Raw genomic sequence first — 19,874 nt, 5'->3', positions numbered from 1 at the left:
ACCATGCTGAAAGTCGGCGTCGACAGCACCAAGTTCCCGCACGCCCCGGGCAAGGAAGCCGTCCGGCTGCTGGAGCGGGCGGCGGCGCTCGGCCTGGACGGCGTGTTCTTCCGGTCGGTGCTCGAACTGAGCGGGCGCCTCGACCCGGCGGAACTGCGCGACGCCGCCCAGGCCGCGCAGGCGCTCGGCCTGCGGGTCGAGGCGGGGGTGGGGAAGGTGAACCCGTTCGCCAACCCCGAGTCGCCCGCGATCCGCGCGCTCGGCGACGGGGACTACCTCTTCGGCCTGCGACGGATGATCACCGCCGCCGCGGACGCGGGCATCCGGGAACTGTGGACCGCGACGGCGAACTACCAGTTCCGCCTGAACGGGCTGTACGCCTGCGACCGCTTCCGCACCGACGTGAGCTGGCCACGGCAACTGGCCGCCATCGAGCGCTTCCTCGGCAAGGTCGCGCCGGTCGCCCGGGACGCCGGCGTGCATCTCGACATCGAGACGCACGAGGAGATCACGACGTTCGAGCTGGTCCGGATCGTGGAGGCGGTGGGCGCCGACGTGCTCGGCATCACCTTCGACACCGCGAACGTGCTGGTGCGCTGCGAGGACCCGGTGCGCGCGATGCGCCGCGCCGCGCCCTACGTGCGCGCCACCCACGTCCGCGACGCCGCCCTGGCCTTCACCGACGAGGGCATCGGCCGGTTCCTGCTGCCCGTCGGCCAGGGCGTGATCGACTGGCCCGCGCTGCTCGCACCGCTGGCCGGCCGCGACGTGATGCTCTCGATCGAGGGCATCACGGACAGCCGCGCCGAGATGTCGCTGCACGTCGACGACGAACGCTGGCTGCGCGGGCATCCGGATCTCACCGCCGCCGAGGCGCTGGAGGTCGTCCGGCTGACGCGGGCGTACGAGGCTCGGGCGGCCGCCGGGTCGGCGCCGGACCTGCGGCGGCTCAGGGCGCCCGTCACCCCGGACGAGCCACTCGAATTCATCAGGGAGAGCGCGCGTCGCCTGCGCGAGCTCGTCGCGGCCCTCCCGCCGTCACCCACAGAGAGCGAAGCACGCACATGAGCGACACCCTGGACGAGATGACCGCCACGTACCCCACCCTGAGCCTGCGCGAGCGCGACCGCCGCTGGGCCTCGATCCGGGCGCTGCTGGAACGCTCCGGCCTCGACGGAGTGGTCGTGTTCGGCTACGGCCGGGACTCCGCGGACTCCTACATCACCAACGAGGCCACCCACTCGGTCGTGCTGTTCCCCCGGACCGGCGACCCGCTGCTGCTGGTCGGCGACGTGCCCCTCGGCCGCTTCGACGAGCCGGGCGCCCGCTGGGAACGCTGGGTCGAGGACTGGACGCCCGGGGACCGGCTCGCCAACCTGGCCGCCGCCGTGCGGGACCGCGGACTGCACGGCGCGGCGCTCGGCGTCGTGGGGCTCACCAGCCGATTCGTCGGCGACTGGTCCGGAGTGATCCCGTTCGGCGAGTGGACGCGCGTGCTCTCGCTGCTTCCCGACGTCACCTGGGTCGACATCTCCGGCGAGTACGAGTCGCTGGCGCTCGTCAAGAGCCCCGAGGAGCAGGTCCTGCTGCGCCGGGCCGCGGCGCTGGGCGAGGCCGCCTGCGCGGCGTTCGTCGGCCAGGCGCGCGAGGGCGCGAACGAGCACGAGATCGCCGCCGCCTCCTTCCAGGCGGTCATCGCCGGTGGCGGCTGGATGCGCTGGCCGTTCATGCTGGAGCGCGCGGGACGGTCCGGCTTCGCCTGGAACATCCCCGAATGGTTTGGCATGGGCGGCGCCCCGCACGTGCTCCGGCGTGGCGACACCATCGCGGCGGAGATCTTCGCGTTCTACGGAGGCATGGAGTCGCAGCAGCAGATCGACGTATGCGTCGGCGAGCCCGACGCGCTGCTGCGGGAGCTGGAGGAGGTCTGCCGGGAGTCCTACGAGGCGGGCCTGGCCGCGCTGCGCCCCGGGCTCCGGTTCGCCGAGCTCGCGGCGGTCATGGAGGAGCCCCTGCACCGCTCACGCACCTGGAACACCGGCCCGATGGTGCAGACGGTCTCGCCGCTCTACAACAGCGCCACCCGCCTGCACCCCGAGGTGGACCCGGCGCTGTCACACCTGGAGAGACTGCCGGGCGGCATGGGACTCGACGGCGACTTCGAGATCACCGAGGGCCACGCCTTCGCGTTCGAGCCCAACGCGCTGCGGGACGGCAGGCGCGTGTGCATCGGCGGCACCGTGCTGCTGACGGCGTCCGGCCCGGAGGAGCTCAACACCATCCCGAACCGGCTGAACGTGGTCGACTGACAGCGCCGGAGCGTCCGGCCTCGATTCGGAGGCCGGACGCCGCCGGTCCTGTCGCGTCAAGGACGCAGGGCGGGCACGAGCCGCCAGTCGCGCTGGAACACCAGGTTGTGCAGGTCGGCGGTGGCGATCGCCCGCAGGACGGGGACCAGCTCCGCCGCCTGCCCGGCGTCGGTGACGTTGAGCGGCCACTCCCCCACGGTGGCTCCCCGCAGGTGCGGGTGGTGGAAACCGGCGCCGTAGTGGGCGACCAGCGTGATCGGCGCGACGGCCGCCGCCCGCTGCTCCGGCCACGACAACGACCAGGTGGCGAAGCTGCCGCCCGCGGCGTCGTCCTGCGCGCCGGTGGCCTTGACGGTGCCGGAGCCCAGCAGGAGGTGCCGGTCGAACTCGGCCAGCACCTGCCGCGCGGGCGCGTCGAGGAGGGTGGCGGCCTGCCGGAAGGCGTCCTGCTTGCCCTGGCGGGTGGCGTGCCCGGCGTGGGTGCCGTCGCGCAGGTCGGCGAAGTGGCGGACGAGAGCCTCAAGCGGGGCGGGCGGAACGTCGAGCTTCATCGGAGGTCCTTTCGCCGGTCGGACGGGGTGAGCCCGCGCAGGGCACGGGCGAGCAGAGGGAGAAGGGGACGGTCGGGGCGCAGCACGTCGCCGTGGACGGCCCCCGGCGGGCGCAGGAGCCGTACCGGGACGCCGTCCTCGCGCAGCCGGTGCGCGTACGCCTCGACGTCGTCGTGCACGGGGTCCTCGCGCCCGACGGCGAGGACGGCGGGCGCGACCCCGGCCAGGGTGGGCGCCTCCCAGTGCGTCGCGTACAGGCGGGTGCCGTCGGCGTCGCGGACGGCGGCCGGCCGGTCGCCGCGCCAGGCGCGCCAGGCCCGGCGCAGCGGCTCCGCCTGCGGGAAAGCGGCGGGCGACCGGTGGTAGGACGGGCCCGCGCAGTCGGGATCGAACGGCGGGTAGGCCAGCACCTGCGCGGCCAGCGGCAGGCCGCGGTCCCGGGCGGCCAGGGCGGCGCCGGCGGCGAGCGTGCCGCCCGCGCTGTCGCCGCCCACCGCGAGCGGCACCCCGGCCGCCTGTCGGTGGGCCCAGCCGAGAGCGGTGAGCACGTCCCGCACGGCGTCGGGGTGGCGGTGACGCGGCGCGAGCCGGTAGTCGACGCTGATCACCGACCAGCCGGACCGTTCGGCGAGGGCCTCGGTGGCGTGGTGCCACGCGGCGGCCGAGCCGCGCTGCCAGCTGCCGCCGTGCGCCCAGACCAGCAGCCCGGCGGGCGGACGGCCCTGCGGCAGATGGACCCGGACCGGCACGGGAGGCGAGCCGGGCAGGACGAGCCTCGACCAGGACGACTCCCGGAGCTCGGCGCGGACGACCGGGCCGCTGCCGCCGGCGGCGTCGGTCACGGGGGTCGCCGGGCCGGTGAGCTGAAGATCCATGATGTGCTCCGTGACGACAGGGGAAGGGCGGGTCAGGCGTGCGCGCGGTCGCGCCGGCCGCGCAGGAAGAGCGCCGCGACGAGCACGCCGAGCAGGACGAGGGCGGCGTTGACCGCGATCGCGACGGTGACGCCGTCCAGGACGGCCGCGCCGGTCACGGCCCCGGCCGTCACGGCGGTGACGATCGCGGACATGATCGGGGTGCCCATGGTGATGCCGATCTGCTGGGACATCGAGGCCAGCCCGGTGGCCAGGCCCTGCTCGCGGTCGGGCAGGCCGGTGGTGGCGGTGACCATGAAGCCGACGATGACCAGCATGTTGCCCACGCCGCCCAGGAAGGTGGCCGGCAGCAGCAGCCCCATCGAGGCCGAGGTGCCGCCGAGGAGCAGCAGGGCGGCGGTGCTGACCGCCTGCAACAGCCCGCCGCCGACCAGCACGGTCATGGTCGAGGTACGGCTGATCGCCCTCGGGGCGAGCAGGCCGCCGGCCACGGTGCCGAGACCGAGCACGCCGAAGGACAGCCCGGCGGCCAGGGCGGTGAAGCCGAGGGTCTTCTGCAGGTAGAGCGTGAGCAGGTACACCAGGGACGTCTCGGTGACGAAGGCGAGCAGGCCGATCAGGTTGCCCCAGGCCACGGTCGGCTTGCGCATGACGTGCAGCGGCACGAGGGGCTGGGCGGAGCGGCGTTCGACCAGGTAGAACAGGCCGAGCAGGACGGCGCCGGCCAGCAGCCCGGTCAGGGCCAGGGGGTCGGTCCAGCCGCGCTCGCCGGCCTGCGTCAGGCCGTAGACGACGCCGAGCAGCCCGAGGGTCACGCTGAGCGCGCCGGGCAGGTCGATCCGGGGACGTTCGGCGGGCCGGGACTCGGCGATGACGGCGGGCGCGACGAGGAGCACGGCGAGGGCGACGGGCACGTTGATGAAGAACGCCCAGCGCCAGGAGAGCAGGTCGGTCAGGACGCCGCCGAGCACGGCCCCCGCGGTGAACCCGGCGGACATGAGGGCTCCGTTGAGGCCCAGCGCCTTCTGCCGCAGCGGCCCTTCGGGGAAGGACGTGGTGAGCAGGGCGAGCCCGGCCGGGGTGGCGGCGGCGGTCGCGAGGCCCTGGGCGATCCGGGCCGCGATGAGGATCTCGGGGGTGGGGGCGAGGCCGCCGGCCAGCGAGGCCGCGCCGAGGAGCGCCAGGCTGCCGAGGAAGATGCGCTTGCGGCCGATCAGGTCACCGATGCGGCCGAAGAAGAGGGTGAAGCCGGCCGCGCTGAGGGCGAAGGCGGTGGCGATCCACTGGAGGCCGCCCAGGGAGAAGCCGAGGTCGTCGCCGATGGCGGGCAGGGCCACGTTCAGGATCGAGAAGTCGACGGCCAGCATGAACTGGGCGACCAGGAGCACCGCGAGGACGAGGCGCAGGCGGCCGGTCAGGTGTCGTGGCGGGGTCTGCCGGGCGGATGCCGGCAGGGGTGTGGTGGTGGTCATGGCAGGGCTTTCTCTCGGGCGCGCCGGTCGGCACGCCGCCGTAAACGGTTCCGTAGTTCCGTTAAGATGAGAGGAGAGTAGCACCACAATCCGCGTTAAGGGAACTGTGGTGCCGATAAGAGGTCTGCGAGAAGGAGTGCGTCATGGCCGCCGTTCCACCGCCCGGTGCCGTCCGTCCTGGTGGGCGTACCGCCCGGGTCCGCGAGGCCGTCCTCCAGGCCGCCGGCGACACGCTGGCCGAGAAGGGCTTCTCCGGGCTCGACCTCGGCGACATCGCCCGTCTGGCGGACGTCGGGAAGACCACCGTCTACCGGCGCTGGGGCACGCCCGGCGCGCTCGCCGCCGACCTGCTCAAGGACATGGCCGAAACCTCACTCCCCCGCGCCCGCAACGGCAGCGTGGCGGAGGACCTGCGCGACAACGCCCGGCTGGTCGTCAAGACCCTCACCGACCCCCGCCAGGGGCGCCTGTTCAAGGCGCTGATCGCCGCCTCGCTCTGCGACGAGGAGGCCGCGCGGGCGCTGCACCGCTTCTACGCCGTCCGCATCGAGGAGTGGTCCGGGTGCGTCACCGACGCGATCGGGCGCGGCGAACTGCCGTCCGGCGCCGACCCGCGCCGGGTGATCGCCGCCGTCTCCGCGCCCCTGTACTACGCCCTGCTCAACACCGGGGAGGCCCTCGACGAGGCCGCCGCCGACCGGGCCGCCGCGGCGGCGCTGGCGGCGGCCCGCGCCGGGGCCCTCTGACCCGCGGCGGCTGCGCCCCTCCCGCGCCCGGCCCGGTCAGAAAGGAACGCGCCTCAGCGCGGGGCGCCGAGGACGCAGAAGTCGTTGCCCTCCGGGTCGGCGAGGACGATCCACGGGACGTCGCCCTGCCCGACGTCGGCCGGCGTCGCGCCGAGCGCCCTCAGCCGGGCCACCTCGGCCGCCTGGTCGTCGCCGCGGTACGGCAGCAGGTCGAGGTGGATCCGGTTCCACACGGTCTTCTCACCGGGCGTCGTGCGCAGGAACTCCAGGTACGGCCCGACCCCCTGGGGTGAGCGCAGCCTCGCGTGGTCGTCGGTCACCTCGTGCACGGTCCAGGCGGCCGCCTCGCCCCAGAACCGGGCCATGGCCCGCGGGTCCGCGCAGTCGACCACCACCGCGGCGATCGGGCCGGTGTCCCGGTAGATCTCCCGGGGCTCCAGCACGCAGAACACGTTGCCCTCCGGATCGGCCAGAACCGTCCACGGGACGTCGCCCTGGCCGACGTCGGCGGGCCGCGCGCCCAACTCCTTCAGGCGCGCGACCAGCTCCGCCTGATGGGCCTCGGAGGTGGTGGCAAGGTCGAGGTGCAGGCGGTACCGCACCGTCTCGGGGTCGGGGACGGCGACGAGGTCGACGCAGACGGCGGCCGGGTCGGGCCAGGAGAAGCCCACGGGTTCCACGTTGGTCACACCGGGGCTCTCGCTGGAGAGTCCCCAGCCGAGCGCCTGCGCCCAGAACCGGCCGAGCGCCGCGTCGTCCCGAGCCTTGACATTCACCTGAACAAGCCGCAACCCCATGCGGCTCACCCTATGCCCGACGACTCAACCCGGATGAACCACGGCAACCCGGGACGCGCGGGTCGCGACGACGGCGGCCGCCGTGGCCATGAACACGCAGAGCGGCGTGTAGAGGAACAGGTTCAGCCAGTAGAACGGGGTCGCGGTGTCCGCCCCGATGCCGAGGATCCAGACCAGGCCGGCCACCGCGCGCACCAGGGTCCCGGCGGCGACGGCTCCCGTGACCAGACGGGCGGGCAGACCGCCCCGGCCCCGGGAGCAGGTGAGCACCGCCGCCGCCCCGGTGCCGAGCACGACGACGAGCGGCACCAGGACGCGGGCGGTGAAGGGCACCTCGAAGTTCAGCACCGCCAGGGAGAGTGATCCGACCTCGCGGGCGGGCCAGGTCCGGCCGGTCAGCCAGTACAGGTGGGCGGTGGCGTCGGCGAGCAGGACGGAGGCGGTCAGGGCGCCGAGGCGTGAGGTCTTCATACCCGGCAAGAGTCGGCGAATCCGGCAATGGTTCCATGGAACCTTTCGCGCCTCGCCCGCCTCTGGATGGACATGAGCTGGCCTGTTTCCGACCTGGACCCCGTACGGCGCCTGCGCGCGCTGGCCGCGGCCATCCCCGGGGCGTCCGTCGCCGAACGCGTCATCCCCGCCCCCCTCGCGACGGTCTGGGCCGTCGTCAGCGACCTGGAGAAGGAGTTCGGCGCCTTCGAGCCCGACATGCGGCACATCACCGTCGAGCCCGCGCGTCCGGACGGCCGCCTCGTGGCCAGGGCCCGCAGCCGGTACGGCATGCGCGCCCGGTTCGACGTCGATTTGCGGCCGGGCTGGTGCTGGATGCAGAGCCGGTTCCTGCTCGTCGGCGTCGCCGCGACGGCCGTGCCGGAGGGGACCCTGGTCGCGCAGACGGGCGGGGTCCGCGTCCCGGGCCGCGCCGCGCTGCTGCCCTGGGGGGTGCGGGCGGCCGGGGAAAGGGCGCTGGCCAGGCTCGCGGCCCGGGTCGCCGGGGACCGGTCATGACGGCCGCCCTGGTGGCCGCCGCCCAGCGGGGCGACACGATGGCCATGAACGACCTGCTCGCCGAGCTGACGCCGTACCTGGGCCGGATCTGCGGGCCCATCGCCCTGGACAGCGGGCCCGACGCCGTCCAGGAGGCCCTCATCGCGATCTTCCGGCATCTGCGCGACCTGCGTGAACCCGAGGCCCTGCTCGGCTGGGCCCGGGCGATCGCCGTGCGGGAGGCCGTCAGGATCGCCCGGCGCGACGGCCGCGCCGGCCCTGCGGAGCTGGCCGAACCGCCCTCGCCGCACGACGTCGAACGCGCCGTGGACGTCCGGGACGTCCTGGAGCGCCTGTCGCCGGAGCACCGGGCGGTGCTGGTGCTGCGCGACCTGGAGGGGGTGCCGGAGGAGGTCGCGGCGCGGATGTTGCGGGTCCCCTCAGGGACGGTCAAGTCGCGGCTGCATCGGGCGCGGTCGAGCTTCCGCCGGGCCTGGCAGGGCTGAGCTCGACGCGCCGCCGGGATCGGGGGTCGGGCGCCACCGGTCACGGCCGTCCGCGGAACACCGTGTCACCGGGGCTTCTGGACGTCGAAAACCGTGTCACCGGGGCCTCTGGACGCGGAATACCGTGTCACCGGGGCTTCTGGATGTGGAACTCGTTGTCGTCCGGGTCGAACATCAGGAGCCGGCCGCCGTCGTCCTCGCCGGAGGCGCGCTTCGCCCCGAGCGCGATCAGGCGGTCGACCTCCGCCTCCCAGTCGGCGTCGGCGGGCAGCGCCAGCTCGAACGACAGCCGGTTCGTGCCCGTCTTCGGGGCCACGGGAGGGCCGCCCCAGGTGAGCTTCGTGCCGCCGTCCGGCGACTGGATCGCGGTCTCCTGGTCCTGGTCCCAGACCAGCGGCCAGTCCAGCGCCGCGCTCCAGAAGTAGCCGACCTCCTGGGTGCCGTCGCCGGCCAGCGCTCCGATGACGCCGGTGCCGGCGAGGAACCTGTTGCCCGCCTCGATGACGCAGAACTCGTTGCCGTCCGGATCGGCGAGCACGACATGCCCCTCTTCCGGGAGCTGGCCCACGTCGATGTGCTTCCCGCCGAGTTCCAGGGCCCGGGCCACCGTCCGCCGCTGGTGCTCCGGGGAGGTGCTCGTCAGGTCGAAGTGCGCCCGGTTCTGGCCGATCTTCGGCTCTTGACTGGGCAGGAATCGCACGCGGAACCCGGCGGGGCCGGGAGGCAGGATCGCGCTGTCACCGTCAGGACCGTCGGCCTGCTCCCATCCCAGCAGCCCGGACCAGAACCTCGCCAGATCCGCGGGACGGGTCGCGTTGAAGCAGATCGCGAACAGGTGACTGGTCATGCCGCACGTACCTCCTGATCCGCCGACGGCGCCGCGCCCTCGGCGCGCACAGCCTAGGCGGGGCCGTGCGGCACCGCATCCGAGTTTCCGGCGAGCCCCTTTACAATGTAGATCATTTGCTGCGCCGCCAGGCCGTCCCCGTGCCGGGCGGGGTTCCTACCGCCAAAGTTGACGATCTTCTCAACCCATGGGCTGACGCCACCGTCATGCCGCGGGTCCTACCGTCTTGGCAGCTCTCGGCATCGCCGCGTCCCGGGCCGTCCCGGGGCCCCGTTATGCCTCCGATCAGGGCCGCAACCGAGGAGCACCCGTGAGAAGACGTTGGAACGCGGCACTCGCGAGCGTGCTCGCGTTGTGCTTTCTGACCGTTCCGTCCAGGGCCGACGCCGGTCCGGCCGGGCGGGCCGCGCCCGAGCCGGGGCCGCACGTGACCGAGACCGAGGCGGCGGCCGAGGCCGTGCGCGGTGGCCGGCCCGTCGAGGTGCTCGGGCTGCGCGGCGAGGCCCGCGAGGTGTACGCCCAGCCGGACGGCGGCTTCGTCGCGACCGAGCACCTGTTCCCCGTCCGCACGCTCAAGGACGGCGCCTGGGTGCCGGTCGACACCACCCTGGTCAAGGCGGACGACGGCTCGGTGCGCCCGGCGGCCTCGCCTGTGGGCGTGCGGCTGTCGGGCGGCGGCGACGACGCGATGCTGGCGATGACCAGGGCGGGCCGGACCATGTCGCTCACCTGGCCGGGGACGCTGCCCGCGCCCGAGCTCCAGGGCGACACGGCGCTGTACCGCGGCGTGCTCGGCCCGGACGTGGACCTGCGCGTGCAGGTGACCGCGAGGGGCGCCTCGCACGTCCTGGTCGTCAGGACCCCGGCCGCGGCCCGCGATCCCCGGCTGCGGCGGCTGCGGTTCGGGCTGGTCACGCCCGGCCTGCGGGTGTCGGCCGACGCGCGGGGCCGCCAGTCGGTGACCGACGCGGCCGGCGGCGGCGAGCTGTTCACGGCCGCGCCGCCGCGCATGTGGGACTCCAGCGCTCCCGCCGGGCTGCTGGCCAGGTCCGGAGCGGTCGACGACGGCCTGCGCGCCGCCTCGGCCGCCGCGCCGGGCGACACCTCCAAGGTGGCCGTGATGCCCGCCGCCACCGGTGACGGCGCGCTGACCCTCACGCCGGACCAGGGCATGCTCACCTCGCCCGGAACGGTCTTCCCGGTCTACATCGACCCGGTGTGGTACTCCCCCGGCGAATCGGCCAACCTCATGGTCTCCAGCGGCGGATGGGAGGACTACGGGTTCAAGGAGGAGGGCATGGGCCGCTGCCCGATCAGCCTGCCGCCCGCGGGCGCGTACTGCGGCAGCTCGTTCGTCAAGCGGCTGTTCTACCGGATGCCGACCAGCCGGTTCTCCGGCAAGCAGATCATCTCGGCGGAGTTCTCCGTCAAGGAGACGTTCGCGCCCTCCTGCGACGGCCGTTCGGTGCACATCTACCGGGCCACCGGGTTCGGCACCACGTCCACCTGGAACTCCACGAAGGACAACTGGGCCGACTACCTGACCTACCGGGACGTGGCCAAGGGCCGTACCGGCTGCCCGGCGGGCGACGTGGTGTTCAACGTGCTGAGCGCGGTCAAGGCCGCCGCGTCCAAGGGCTGGTCGGCCACCACGTTCGGGCTGCGGGCCGGCCACGAGGACGACGAGTACGGCTGGAAGCGCTTCGACGGCGACGCCGTCCTGCGCGTGTACTACAACACCCCGCCCCCGCAGCCGAAGATGAGCCAGCTCCGCTCCAGCCCCGGCGGCCCGTGCGCGGTGTACGGCAAGCCCACGGCGGTCAACCGCATCCCGATGATCTACGCGGACAACCTGACCGACGCCGACAACAGCGGCACCGAGGGCGAGAAGCTGAGCGCCGAGTTCGCGGTGGTGTGGACGGACGCGCAGGGCGTGGAGAAGAACTGGCACACGACGACGCCGAAGAAGCAGTCGGCCGCCGGCTCGAAGAAGTCGTCGTTCTCGGTGCAGATCCCGTCCGGGCTGATCCCGGTCGGCGCCGGGTTCAGCTACATGGTGCGCACCTACGACGGCGCGGCGTGGAGCCCGTGGAGCTGGGCTGGCTCGGCGACCGCCTGCTACCTGCGCTACGACCCGACCGCGCCGCGCACGCCGCAGGTCAGCTCGTCGGAGTACCCGGCGCTCAACCCCGACGATCCGGACGCCGTCGCCCGCGACGGCGTCGGCCGGTACGGCGGCTTCTCCCTCGCCTTCGACCCCGAGGTCGTCAAGTTCGCCTACGCGCTCAACACCACGCCGGACCCCGCCTCGGCCCAGGCGCGCACCGCCAACCCGCAGGTCGTCCGGCAGGCGCCCACCAGAGCGGGGATCAACACCCTGTATGTGACCGTGTGGGACGCCGCCGGCAACTTCTCCATCGGCGACCACAGCTTCTGGGTCAGCGAGGGCGCGCCCGAGCAGGTCAGGCTCAAGCTCGACGAACCGGCGGGCGCGACCGCGCTGACCGGTGAGACGCCGGGCGTGGCGGCGCTGACCGGGGCCGGCGCGACGCTCGGCGCCGAGGGCCGGACCGGCCGCGGCCTGCGGTTCGACGGCCTGGGCGGCGGTTACGCGGCGACCTCCGTCCCGCTGGTGCGCACCCGTGAGGGCTTCACGGTCTCGGCGTGGGTGCGGCTGCGCAGGAACGACGGCTACTACAACGTGCTGGCGCAGGACGCGATCACCCAGAGCGGGTTCCAGCTCGGCGTGGACCCGGCCCCCAACGGCTGGGTGTTCAAGACGCCGGCCGGCGACGTGCGCGGCGGCAGCGGCCCGTGGACCAGGGCCGGCGCGCCCGTCCTGCCCGAGCTGGACACCTGGACCCACCTGACGGGCGTCTACGACGCCACGGCCAAGGTGCTGCGCCTGTACGTCAACGGCACCCGGGTCGCGGAGACCCCGGTGACGTCGGTGCTGGACGCCCAGGGCGCCTTTCAGCTCGGCCGCAGCCTGTACGACGGCGGCTACGCCAACTGGTGGCCGGGCGACGTGGACGAGGTCGCCGTGCTGCGCAGGGCCGTGTCCGACGAGGAGGCCGCGGGCCTGGCGGCCGGGACCGTGCCGCAGGGCGCGGCGGCGGTGTGGCGGATGGAGGAGCCGGCCGGCGGCTCGCGCGTCTACGGCGAGAGCGCCCCGCCGACGGCCGCGGCGTCCGGCCTGACCCTGGGCGTGCCCGGCCAGGTCGGCACGGCCGCCCAGTTCAACGGCTCCACCGGCTACGCGGCCACGGCCGGCCCGGTCGTGGACACCGGCGGCACGTACTCCGTCTCGGCGTGGGTGCGGCTGCCCGCCACGCTGCCCGCCAAGGACGTCACCATGGTCAGCCAGGACGGGATCACCCAGAGCGGCTTCTACCTGAAATACCGGGCGAGCACCAACAAGTGGGGCTTCATGGTCACCGCGGCCGACGCGACGTCCCCCACCACGGCGACGGTCTACTCGGCCGCCGCGGCGGTCCCCGGCCAGTGGACGCACCTGGTCGCCGTGCACGACGCGGTCTCCAGGAAGCTGCGCCTGCTCGTCAACGGCGTCGACAGCGGCAGCGTGGACATGGCCGAGCCCTGGCGCTCCACCGGCGGCCTGCAACTCGGCCGGGCCAGGTGGAACGGCGTGATGGGCGACTACTGGCCGGGCGCGCTCGACGACGTGCGGCTGTTCGACCGGGTCGTCTCGGCCGAGGAGGCCAGGACGTTGTTCACCGTCAAGTCCGACGTGTCCGGACGCTGGCGGGTCAACCAGGCCGCCGGGACGCCGCCGGTCAGCGCGGACTCCGCGCCGGTCGCGGCCGGGCACCCGCTGACGCTGTCGGGCGGCGCGCGGATCGTGACCGACCCGGGGCTGAGCGTCGTCACGCCGCCGTCCGGGCAGGTGGCGGGGGCGCTCGACCTGCCGGGCGGCGACGGCGACTACGCCTCGGCGTCCGGGGCCGTGGTGGACACCGCCGCGAGCTTCACCGTGGCGGCCTGGGCGCAGACGGCGGGCGTGCCGGCCAGGTCGATGACCGTGCTGAGCCTGGGCGGCGCCGCCAACAGCGCGATCACCGTCCGCTTCGACGCCGCCAAGGGCCGCTACGTCCTGGACGTCCCGAACAAGGACGGCACGGGCGCGAGCGTGGCGACGGTCGAGCACTCCTCCTTCCACCAGAGCGGGTTCGGCGACTGGGACCACCTGGCCGTGGTCTTCGACGGCTTCGACAGCCGGGTCTCGCTCTACGTCAACGGCGTGCTGGAGGCCGCGGCGGAGGCGCCGACGGTCTCCTACCGGGAGGGCACCCGCGTCTTCGCCCCGATCTCCTCGCTGCAACTGGGCCGGGCCAGGAGCGGCGGCGCGTACCCGGCGGGACAGAACTGGGCCGGCCAGATCGACGACGTGTGGGTGCTGCGCGGCGCGGCGACCGACGACGAGGTCGCCTACCTGGCCAATCCGACCGAGATCGACGAGCTGTGAGGGAGGGCGCCGTGACGAGGTCAAGGCGTGCCGTCGGCATCACGACGGCGTTGACGCTGGCGGCGGGCCTGCTGGCCGCCTTACCGGCCGCCCCGGCGGCCGCGGACCGGGCCGCCGCCCCCAAGGACCCGGACAGGGTCGTGGCGGGCGGGCCGGTCAAGGCCAGGCCGCGCGTCCTGGACGCGTCGGTCGCCCGTCCCGCGCCGCCTCCGGTGGTGCGCTGGCCCGAAGCGGGCGTGGTGGAGGGCTCCCCCCAGGCGTCCCCGGGACTGTCCGCGGGGGCGTCCCGGGACGCCGGGGGGAAGGGTCCGCTGCGGATCTCCGGTGCGGCGCGGGCGCGGGTGCTCGACCGCGCGGCCGTGGCGGGGACCGGGCTGGACGGCGTGGTCTTCGCGCTGGAGCAGCCCGCCGGCGACACCGTGGACGTGCGGCTCGACTACTCGGGCTTCGCCGCCGCCTACGGCGGTGACTACGGCTCCCGGCTGCGCCTGGTCGGCCTGCCCGCGTGCGCGCTGACCACGCCGGGCCGGGACGAATGCCGCACGGTCCGGCCGCTGACGGCCGTCAACGACACGGCGGCCGCCACGCTGAGCGCCCAGGTGCCCGCCGCCGAGACCGTGCTGGCGGCCACCGCGCAGAGCGGCGGCGAGAAGGGCGACTACAAGGCGACCTCGCTGGCCGCCTCCGACACCTGGCAGGTGGGCGCCCAGTCGGGCGACTTCACCTGGTCGTACCCGATGCGGATGCCGCCGGTGCCGGGCGGGCTGACGCCGTCGGTGGCGCTGTCCTACAGCTCCGCCTCGATCGACGGCCGCACCTCCAACGGCAACAGCCAGCCGTCGTGGGTGGGCGACGGCTTCGAGCTGTGGCCCGGCTACATCGAGCGCCGCTACAACTCCTGCGAGGACGACAAGGCGCCCAAGAACACCACCTGGAACATCTACCCCGGCGACCTGTGCTGGGGCTACGACAACGCCACGCTGAGCCTGAACGGCAAGGGCGGCGAGCTGATCCCGGCCGGCGACGGCACCTGGCGCACCAAGGGCGACGACGGCACCCGCGTCGAACGGCTGACCGGCTCGGGAACCGCCAACGGCGACGACGACGGCGAGTACTGGAAGGTCACCACGACCGACGGCACCCAGTACTTCTTCGGCCTCAACACGCTGGCCGCCGGCAAGCCGCAGACGAAGTCGGCCTGGACGGTCCCGGTGTTCGGCGACGACGACGGCGAGCCGTGCCACAAGTCCGACTTCAAGGACTCCTGGTGCCAGCAGGCCTGGCGGTGGAACCTGGACAAGGTGGTCGACACCGACGGCAACGCGGTCGTCTACTTCTACGAGCAGGAACGCAACCACTACGGCCGCAACCTCAAGGCCGAGGACGAGACCCCGTACGTGCGCGGCGGCCACCTGCGTTACGCCGAGTACGGCCTGCGCGCCGGCGACCTGTTCCCCACGCCGGCCCCGGCGCGGGTGGAGTTCACCACCGCCGAGCGGTGCATGCGCGAGACGGCCTCCGACTGCGCCGAGGCGGAGATCAAGGATCATCCGGACTACTGGCAGGACGTGCCCTGGGACCTGCACTGCGACGAGGGCCAGAAGTGCGAGGAGGACCACGGCACCGGCTCGCCCACGTTCTGGTCGCGCAAGCGGCTGGTCAAGGTGACGACGAAGGTGGCCAAGGCCGACGGCAGCGGTCACCGCGCGGTGGACTCCTGGACGCTCCAGCACGCCTGGGGCATGGCCGACGTCGACCGCCAGCTGCTGCTGACCTCCGTCGTGCACACCGGGCACGCGGGGGCCGCGCCGGTGACCCTGCCGCCGGTGTCGTTCGTGTACACGCAGCTGCCCAACCGCGTCGACAAGCTCGGCGACGACCTCGGGCCGTTCGTGAAGAACCGGCTGGGCACGATCTACAACGAGTACGGGGGCGTGCTCGACGTCAACTACTCGGCCGCCGACTGCACCACGTCCGACCTGCCGTCGCCGCAGACGAACCGGCGCCGCTGCTTCCCCGTCTACTGGATGAAGACCAGCGGCGTGGACGACCATCCGACGCTGGACTGGTTCCACAAGTACGTGGTGACGCAGACCGTGCAGACCGACCTGACCGGCGGCGCGCCCGACCAGGTCACCGCCTACGACTACTCGATCGGCCGGCCCGCCTGACACTTCGACGACGACGACGGGCTGACGCCGGAGAAGTACAAGACGTGGTCGCAGTGGCACGGCTACGACAAGGTGCGCGTCATCTCGGGCGCGACCGGCCCGAACCCCGGCCAGGTGGACCACTGGTACTTCCAGGGCATGGACGGCGACCGGCTCGGCCCGGACGGCGGCCGCAAGGACGTCGACGTCTCCGACGGCGAGGGCGGCTCCTCCCCCGACAGCGAGGCGTTGCAGGGCTTCGAGGTGCGGAAGGTCACCTACGACCGGGCCGGCGGCACGCCGGTGGAGAAGGTCGTCACCTCGCCCTGGTACCAGCGGACGGCGAGCCGTACGCGCTCGTGGGGGACGGTCTCGGCCTACCTGTCGGCCCCGCGGACCACGCGGACGCTCACCGCGCTGGACGGCGGCCGCTGGCGGGAGTCGAAGACCGCCAACCTGTCCTTCGACGACGTGACCGGCCGGGTGCTGCAGGTCGACGACCAGGGCGACGTGGCGCTGGACACCGACGACGTGTGCGCCACCACGACGATGGCGGCGCGCAACACCGGCGCGTGGCTGGTCGACGCGGTCGCCGAGGAGCTGAAGGTGGCCAGGCGCTGCGGCGCGGCCGTGGACTACACCAAGGACCTGGTCTCGGCCACGCGCACCGCCTACGACGGCGGCGCGTACCGCCAGGCCCCGAGCAAGGGGCGGGCGACCTCGGCGGACAAGGCGTCGGCCGGCGGCACCACGGCAGCGGCCCTGGCGTACGTCTCCGACACCAGGACCTCCTACGACGCCTACGGCAGGCCGACCGCCGTCGTCAAGGTCGACCACACCTCCTCCCCGGCCGTCGAGCGGCCGACCACCACCGTGTACACCGACACGCAGGGCCTGAACACCCGCACCGCCGAGACCGGCCCGCCGGCCACGCCGGGGGTCCCCGGCTCGGCCATGACCACCGCCAAGGACCTCGACCCCGCGTGGGGCAGCGCCGTCACGACCACCGACGCGGGCGGCAAGACGGTCACGATGGCGTACGACGCATTGGGCCGGCTGGTCAAGGTCTGGACGCCCGCCCGCGGCACCGGCCAGGTGCCCGACCGCGAGTACGCCTACCGGGTGGCCGCCGGCCAGATCACCGCCGTCACCACGAAGAAGCTCGACCAGGACGGCGGCCAGGAGACGTCGGTCTCGCTGCTGGACGGCTGGCTGCGCGCCCGCCAGACCCAGGACGCCGGCCCCGGCGGCGGCCGGCTCGTCTCCGACACCTTCTACAACGCCCAGGGCGCCGTGGACCGCACCTACGCCTCCTACTTCGCCGACGGGCCGCCCGCGCCCGCGCTGTTCGGCGTGGCCCAGACCGGCCAGGTCGAGACCCAGACCGTGTACACCTACGACGGCCGCAACCGCAAGACCGCCGAGATCCTGCGGGCCGGCAACAGCGACACCGGCGAGCTGTGGCGCACGACCTTCGCCTACGGCGGCGACTGGTCGCGGGTGACACCGCCCTCGGGCGGGGTGGTCACCACGACCGTCACCGACGCCCGCGGCAGGCGTTCGGAGCTGCGCCGCCACCGCCCGGACGGCGGCTACGACTCGACGTTCTACACCTACACCGGCGGTGACCGGCCTGCCGAGGTCAAGGGGCCGGGCGGGCACGTGTGGCGCTACACCTACGACGTGCGGGGCCGCAAGACGAGCGAGCTGGACCCGGACAAGGGGCTGACCACGTTCGCCTACGACGACCTCGACCGGCTCGTGCAGTCGGTGGACGCCCGGGGCCAGAAGCTGACGCTGACCCTCGACGGCCTGGGGCGCAAGACCGCCCAGTACGACGGCGCCGGCGTCAAGCTGGCCGAGTGGACGTACGACACCGTGCGCAAGGGCCAGCAGGCCAGTTCCACGCGCTGGTCGGGCGGCGCCGCCTACACCAAGAAGGTGGACTTCTACGACAACCTGAACCGGCCGACGCGGACGACCGTGCTGGTACCCGCCGCCGAGGGCGCGCTGGCCCCGGTGGGCGGATACACCTTCTCGACGGTCTACAACCCCGACGGCACGCTGCAGTCCACCGGCAGCCCGGCCGCGGGCGGCCTGCCCGCCGAGGTGATCGCCGCCTCCTACGACGAGCTGGGGCGCCCGCTGACCGCCTCCAGCAACCTGTCGTCGTACGTGGTCGGCACCGACTACAGCAGGACGGGCAAGCTGCTCGCCCAGCGGCTGGACACCGGCGCCGACGGCAAGCAGGTGGACTTCACCTACTCCTACGAGTTCGGCAGCCAGCGGCTGCGCACCCTGACCACCGTCCACGAGGGCGCGGCGGGGGTGGACCGCAGCGAGACCTACGGCTACGACGACGCCGGCAACGTCACGCAGATCGCCGACGCCTCCAGGGACGGCGCCGACAACCAGTGCTTCCGCTACGACCACCTGGCCCGCCTGACCGAGGCGTGGGCGCAGGGCTCCGGCGGGTGCGCGGCCGACCCGGCCGCCGCCGTCCTGGGCGGGCCCGCGCCCTACCACGACGCCTACACCTACGACGCGGCGGGCGACCGTACGGGCGAGACCCGCTACGACGCGGCCAACCAGCCGTCGGCCACCCGCGCCTACACCTACGCGGGCGACGACGGCGCCGCGGCGGGGCTCAAGGGGCACCAGCTCGGCGCGGTCACCCAGACCGGACCGGGGGCCCGCGCCGAGAGCTACGCCTACGACGCGGCCGGCAACACCACCACGCGCCGGATCGGGACCTCCGCCCAGACCCTCACCTGGGACGCCGAAGGCGAGCTGGCCAAGGTGTCCGACCCGGGCAAGGGCGAGACCTCCTTCGTCTACGACGCCGACGGCGGCCGGCTGCTGCGCCGCGACCCCGGCGGGACCACGCTGTACCTGGACGGCATGGAGGTGCGGCTGAACAAGGGCGCCACGGCCACGGTGGCCACGCGCTACTACACGCAGGGCGACCAGGTGGTGGCGGTCAGGAGCACGACCGGCGTGACGTTCCTGGCCGCCGACCGGCACGGCACCGGCGAGGTGGCCATCGACGCCAGGACCGGCGCGGTCGTCAAGCGCCGCCTGACGCCGTTCGGGCAGCCGCGCGGGAGCGCCGCGGCGGGCTGGCCGGGCGACAAGGGCTTCGTCGGCGGAACCGTCGACGTCAGCACCGGCCTGACCCACCTCGGCGCCCGCGAGTACGACCCGGACACCGGCCGCTTCATCTCGGTGGACCCGGTGTTCAACGCCGACAACCCGGCGCAGCTCAACGGCTACGGCTACGCCGAGAGCAACCCGGCGACCAACAGCGACCCCTCGGGCGAGTGCAGCCCGGAGGGCGGCTGCGCCACCAACCCCTGCCACCCGACGGGCGGCTTCTGCGGCGGTTTCGACGGCTGCGGCGGCACGTGCCCCCACCACCCCGACGTCTCCGGCGGCGGCAACTACGTCCCCCGCTCCCCCGGCGAGCCCGAGCACGGCGGCTACCGGACGTGGAAGAGGACGCTCAAGCGGGTGCTGAAGATGATGAAGGTGCTGGCCGAGTACGACGCGTTGACCGAGGGAGCCTGCGTGGCGGCCTGGACGCTGACCTGCGACACCTGGCGCCACTACCGCGGCAAGAGCGGCAAGGACTTCATCGTGGACCCGTACCAGATCTACTCCGACAACGAGGGCATCGGGAAACGGGTGGACCAGGTCATGCGGAGCATGGCGAAGAAGGCCATCGCCAAGTGCCGCGCGGCGACCTGCGAGCTGACGTTCGACTCCTTCTGGAAGAGCGCCCACGTCAGCGGGAAGGACAAGGACACCTACTACACGCTCGGCGGCAGCATGTTCCGCGCGGACGGCAAGTTCCTCATCGAGAACGGCGACAACCCCAAGAAGCGCGTCATCACCGCGCAGTACACGCTGCGCATGCACAAGGACTGGAACTTCGACCCCAACGACGCGGCGTCCGTCCCGATCCTGAACCGCAAGGCGAACTTCCGGGGCTTCTACGAGATGCACCTGCTGGGTTACGCCCGTGAGTTCGTCCTGCGGGGCAGCACGTCCATGAACCAGTCCTGGCATCAGTAGCGGGCGGGACTGCAACTTCCGCGGCAGTCGATGTCCACCCCCGGTTTGATGCGCCGGGGGTGGCGCCGGGGTTA

Annotated in this window: 14 protein-coding genes; 8 read left to right on the top strand and 6 right to left on the bottom strand. The window is 73.5% G+C overall.

Annotated features, from left to right (window positions below):
• Window positions 1–3 precede the first annotated feature (3 nt).
• A complete protein-coding gene (locus ABZ815_RS25145; RefSeq protein WP_357701836.1) occupies window positions 4–1,068 on the top strand; it encodes a sugar phosphate isomerase/epimerase family protein in 1,065 nt (354 codons plus the stop codon).
• Window positions 1,065–2,309 (top strand): M24 family metallopeptidase, encoded by a 1,245-nt coding sequence (locus tag ABZ815_RS25140; protein WP_357701834.1) that lies wholly within the window; start codon window positions 1,065–1,067, stop codon window positions 2,307–2,309. The genes ABZ815_RS25145 and ABZ815_RS25140 overlap by 4 nt, the downstream gene beginning before the upstream one ends.
• A 56-nt stretch (window positions 2,310–2,365) precedes the next feature.
• Here ABZ815_RS25140 and ABZ815_RS25135 read toward each other — a convergent pair whose 3' ends face one another.
• From ABZ815_RS25135 to ABZ815_RS25125, 3 genes are read right to left on the bottom strand one after another with little or no spacing between them, the layout of a single operon-like run.
• Window positions 2,366–2,860 carry a hypothetical protein gene (locus tag ABZ815_RS25135; RefSeq protein ID WP_357701832.1) on the bottom strand — a complete coding sequence of 165 codons (495 nt, stop codon included), beginning with the start codon at window positions 2,858–2,860 and terminating at the stop codon, window positions 2,366–2,368.
• On the bottom strand, window positions 2,857–3,735 hold the full coding sequence (locus ABZ815_RS25130; RefSeq protein WP_357701830.1) for an alpha/beta hydrolase fold domain-containing protein: 879 nt from the start codon (window positions 3,733–3,735) through the stop codon (window positions 2,857–2,859). The genes ABZ815_RS25135 and ABZ815_RS25130 overlap by 4 nt, the downstream gene beginning before the upstream one ends.
• 32 nt (window positions 3,736–3,767) lie before the next feature.
• Complete coding sequence (locus ABZ815_RS25125) at window positions 3,768–5,207, bottom strand: MFS transporter (RefSeq protein WP_357701828.1); 1,440 nt, start codon at window positions 5,205–5,207, stop codon at window positions 3,768–3,770.
• Window positions 5,208–5,350: 143 nt separating this feature from the next.
• On the opposite strand from ABZ815_RS25125, the gene ABZ815_RS25120 reads away from it, so the two are divergent.
• On the top strand, window positions 5,351–5,953 hold the full coding sequence (locus ABZ815_RS25120; RefSeq protein WP_357701825.1) for a TetR/AcrR family transcriptional regulator C-terminal ligand-binding domain-containing protein: 603 nt from the start codon (window positions 5,351–5,353) through the stop codon (window positions 5,951–5,953).
• 53 nt (window positions 5,954–6,006) lie between these two features.
• Here the strand turns inward: ABZ815_RS25120 and ABZ815_RS25115 are convergent, their stop codons facing one another.
• Window positions 6,007–6,750 carry a VOC family protein gene (locus ABZ815_RS25115; RefSeq protein ID WP_357701824.1) on the bottom strand — a complete coding sequence of 248 codons (744 nt, stop codon included), beginning with the start codon at window positions 6,748–6,750 and terminating at the stop codon, window positions 6,007–6,009.
• Window positions 6,751–6,774: 24 nt separating this feature from the next.
• A complete protein-coding gene (locus ABZ815_RS25110; RefSeq protein WP_357701821.1) occupies window positions 6,775–7,221 on the bottom strand; it encodes a DUF3995 domain-containing protein in 447 nt (148 codons plus the stop codon).
• Between the two features lie 72 nt (window positions 7,222–7,293).
• Between ABZ815_RS25110 and ABZ815_RS25105 the strand changes: the two genes are divergently transcribed.
• Together ABZ815_RS25105 and ABZ815_RS25100 are read left to right on the top strand one after the other, a co-directional pair.
• On the top strand, window positions 7,294–7,758 hold the full coding sequence (locus ABZ815_RS25105; protein ID WP_357701819.1) for a hypothetical protein: 465 nt from the start codon (window positions 7,294–7,296) through the stop codon (window positions 7,756–7,758).
• Complete coding sequence (locus tag ABZ815_RS25100; protein ID WP_357701817.1) at window positions 7,755–8,243, top strand: sigma-70 family RNA polymerase sigma factor; 489 nt, start codon at window positions 7,755–7,757, stop codon at window positions 8,241–8,243. Before ABZ815_RS25105 ends, ABZ815_RS25100 begins: the two co-directional genes overlap by 4 nt.
• Before the next feature lie 127 nt (window positions 8,244–8,370).
• On the opposite strand, the gene ABZ815_RS25095 is transcribed toward ABZ815_RS25100, so the two are convergent.
• A complete protein-coding gene (locus tag ABZ815_RS25095; protein ID WP_357701815.1) occupies window positions 8,371–9,090 on the bottom strand; it encodes a VOC family protein in 720 nt (239 codons plus the stop codon).
• Window positions 9,091–9,400: 310 nt separating this feature from the next.
• On the opposite strand from ABZ815_RS25095, the gene ABZ815_RS25090 reads away from it, so the two are divergent.
• The 3 genes from ABZ815_RS25090 (at window position 9,401) to ABZ815_RS25080 (ending at window position 19,800) form a co-directional block, all read left to right on the top strand.
• Window positions 9,401–13,576, top strand: coding sequence for a LamG-like jellyroll fold domain-containing protein (locus tag ABZ815_RS25090; protein WP_357701813.1), 4,176 nt, complete (start codon window positions 9,401–9,403; stop codon window positions 13,574–13,576).
• 11 nt (window positions 13,577–13,587) lie between these two features.
• Window positions 13,588–15,747, top strand: coding sequence for a hypothetical protein (locus ABZ815_RS25085; protein WP_357701811.1), 2,160 nt, complete (start codon window positions 13,588–13,590; stop codon window positions 15,745–15,747).
• A 72-nt stretch (window positions 15,748–15,819) separates the two neighbouring features.
• The gene (locus tag ABZ815_RS25080) at window positions 15,820–19,800 is read left to right on the top strand and encodes an RHS repeat-associated core domain-containing protein (RefSeq protein WP_357701809.1); all 3,981 of its coding nucleotides are present in this window, start codon (window positions 15,820–15,822) and stop codon (window positions 19,798–19,800) included.
• Window positions 19,801–19,874 lie beyond the last annotated feature (74 nt).

The organism is Nonomuraea sp. NPDC047529 (assembly GCF_040642995.1).
Taxonomy (GTDB): Bacteria; Actinomycetota; Actinomycetes; order Streptosporangiales; family Streptosporangiaceae; genus Nonomuraea.
Note: the sequence above shows the minus strand (reverse complement) of the source record. Positions and strands in the feature narration are given on the sequence as shown.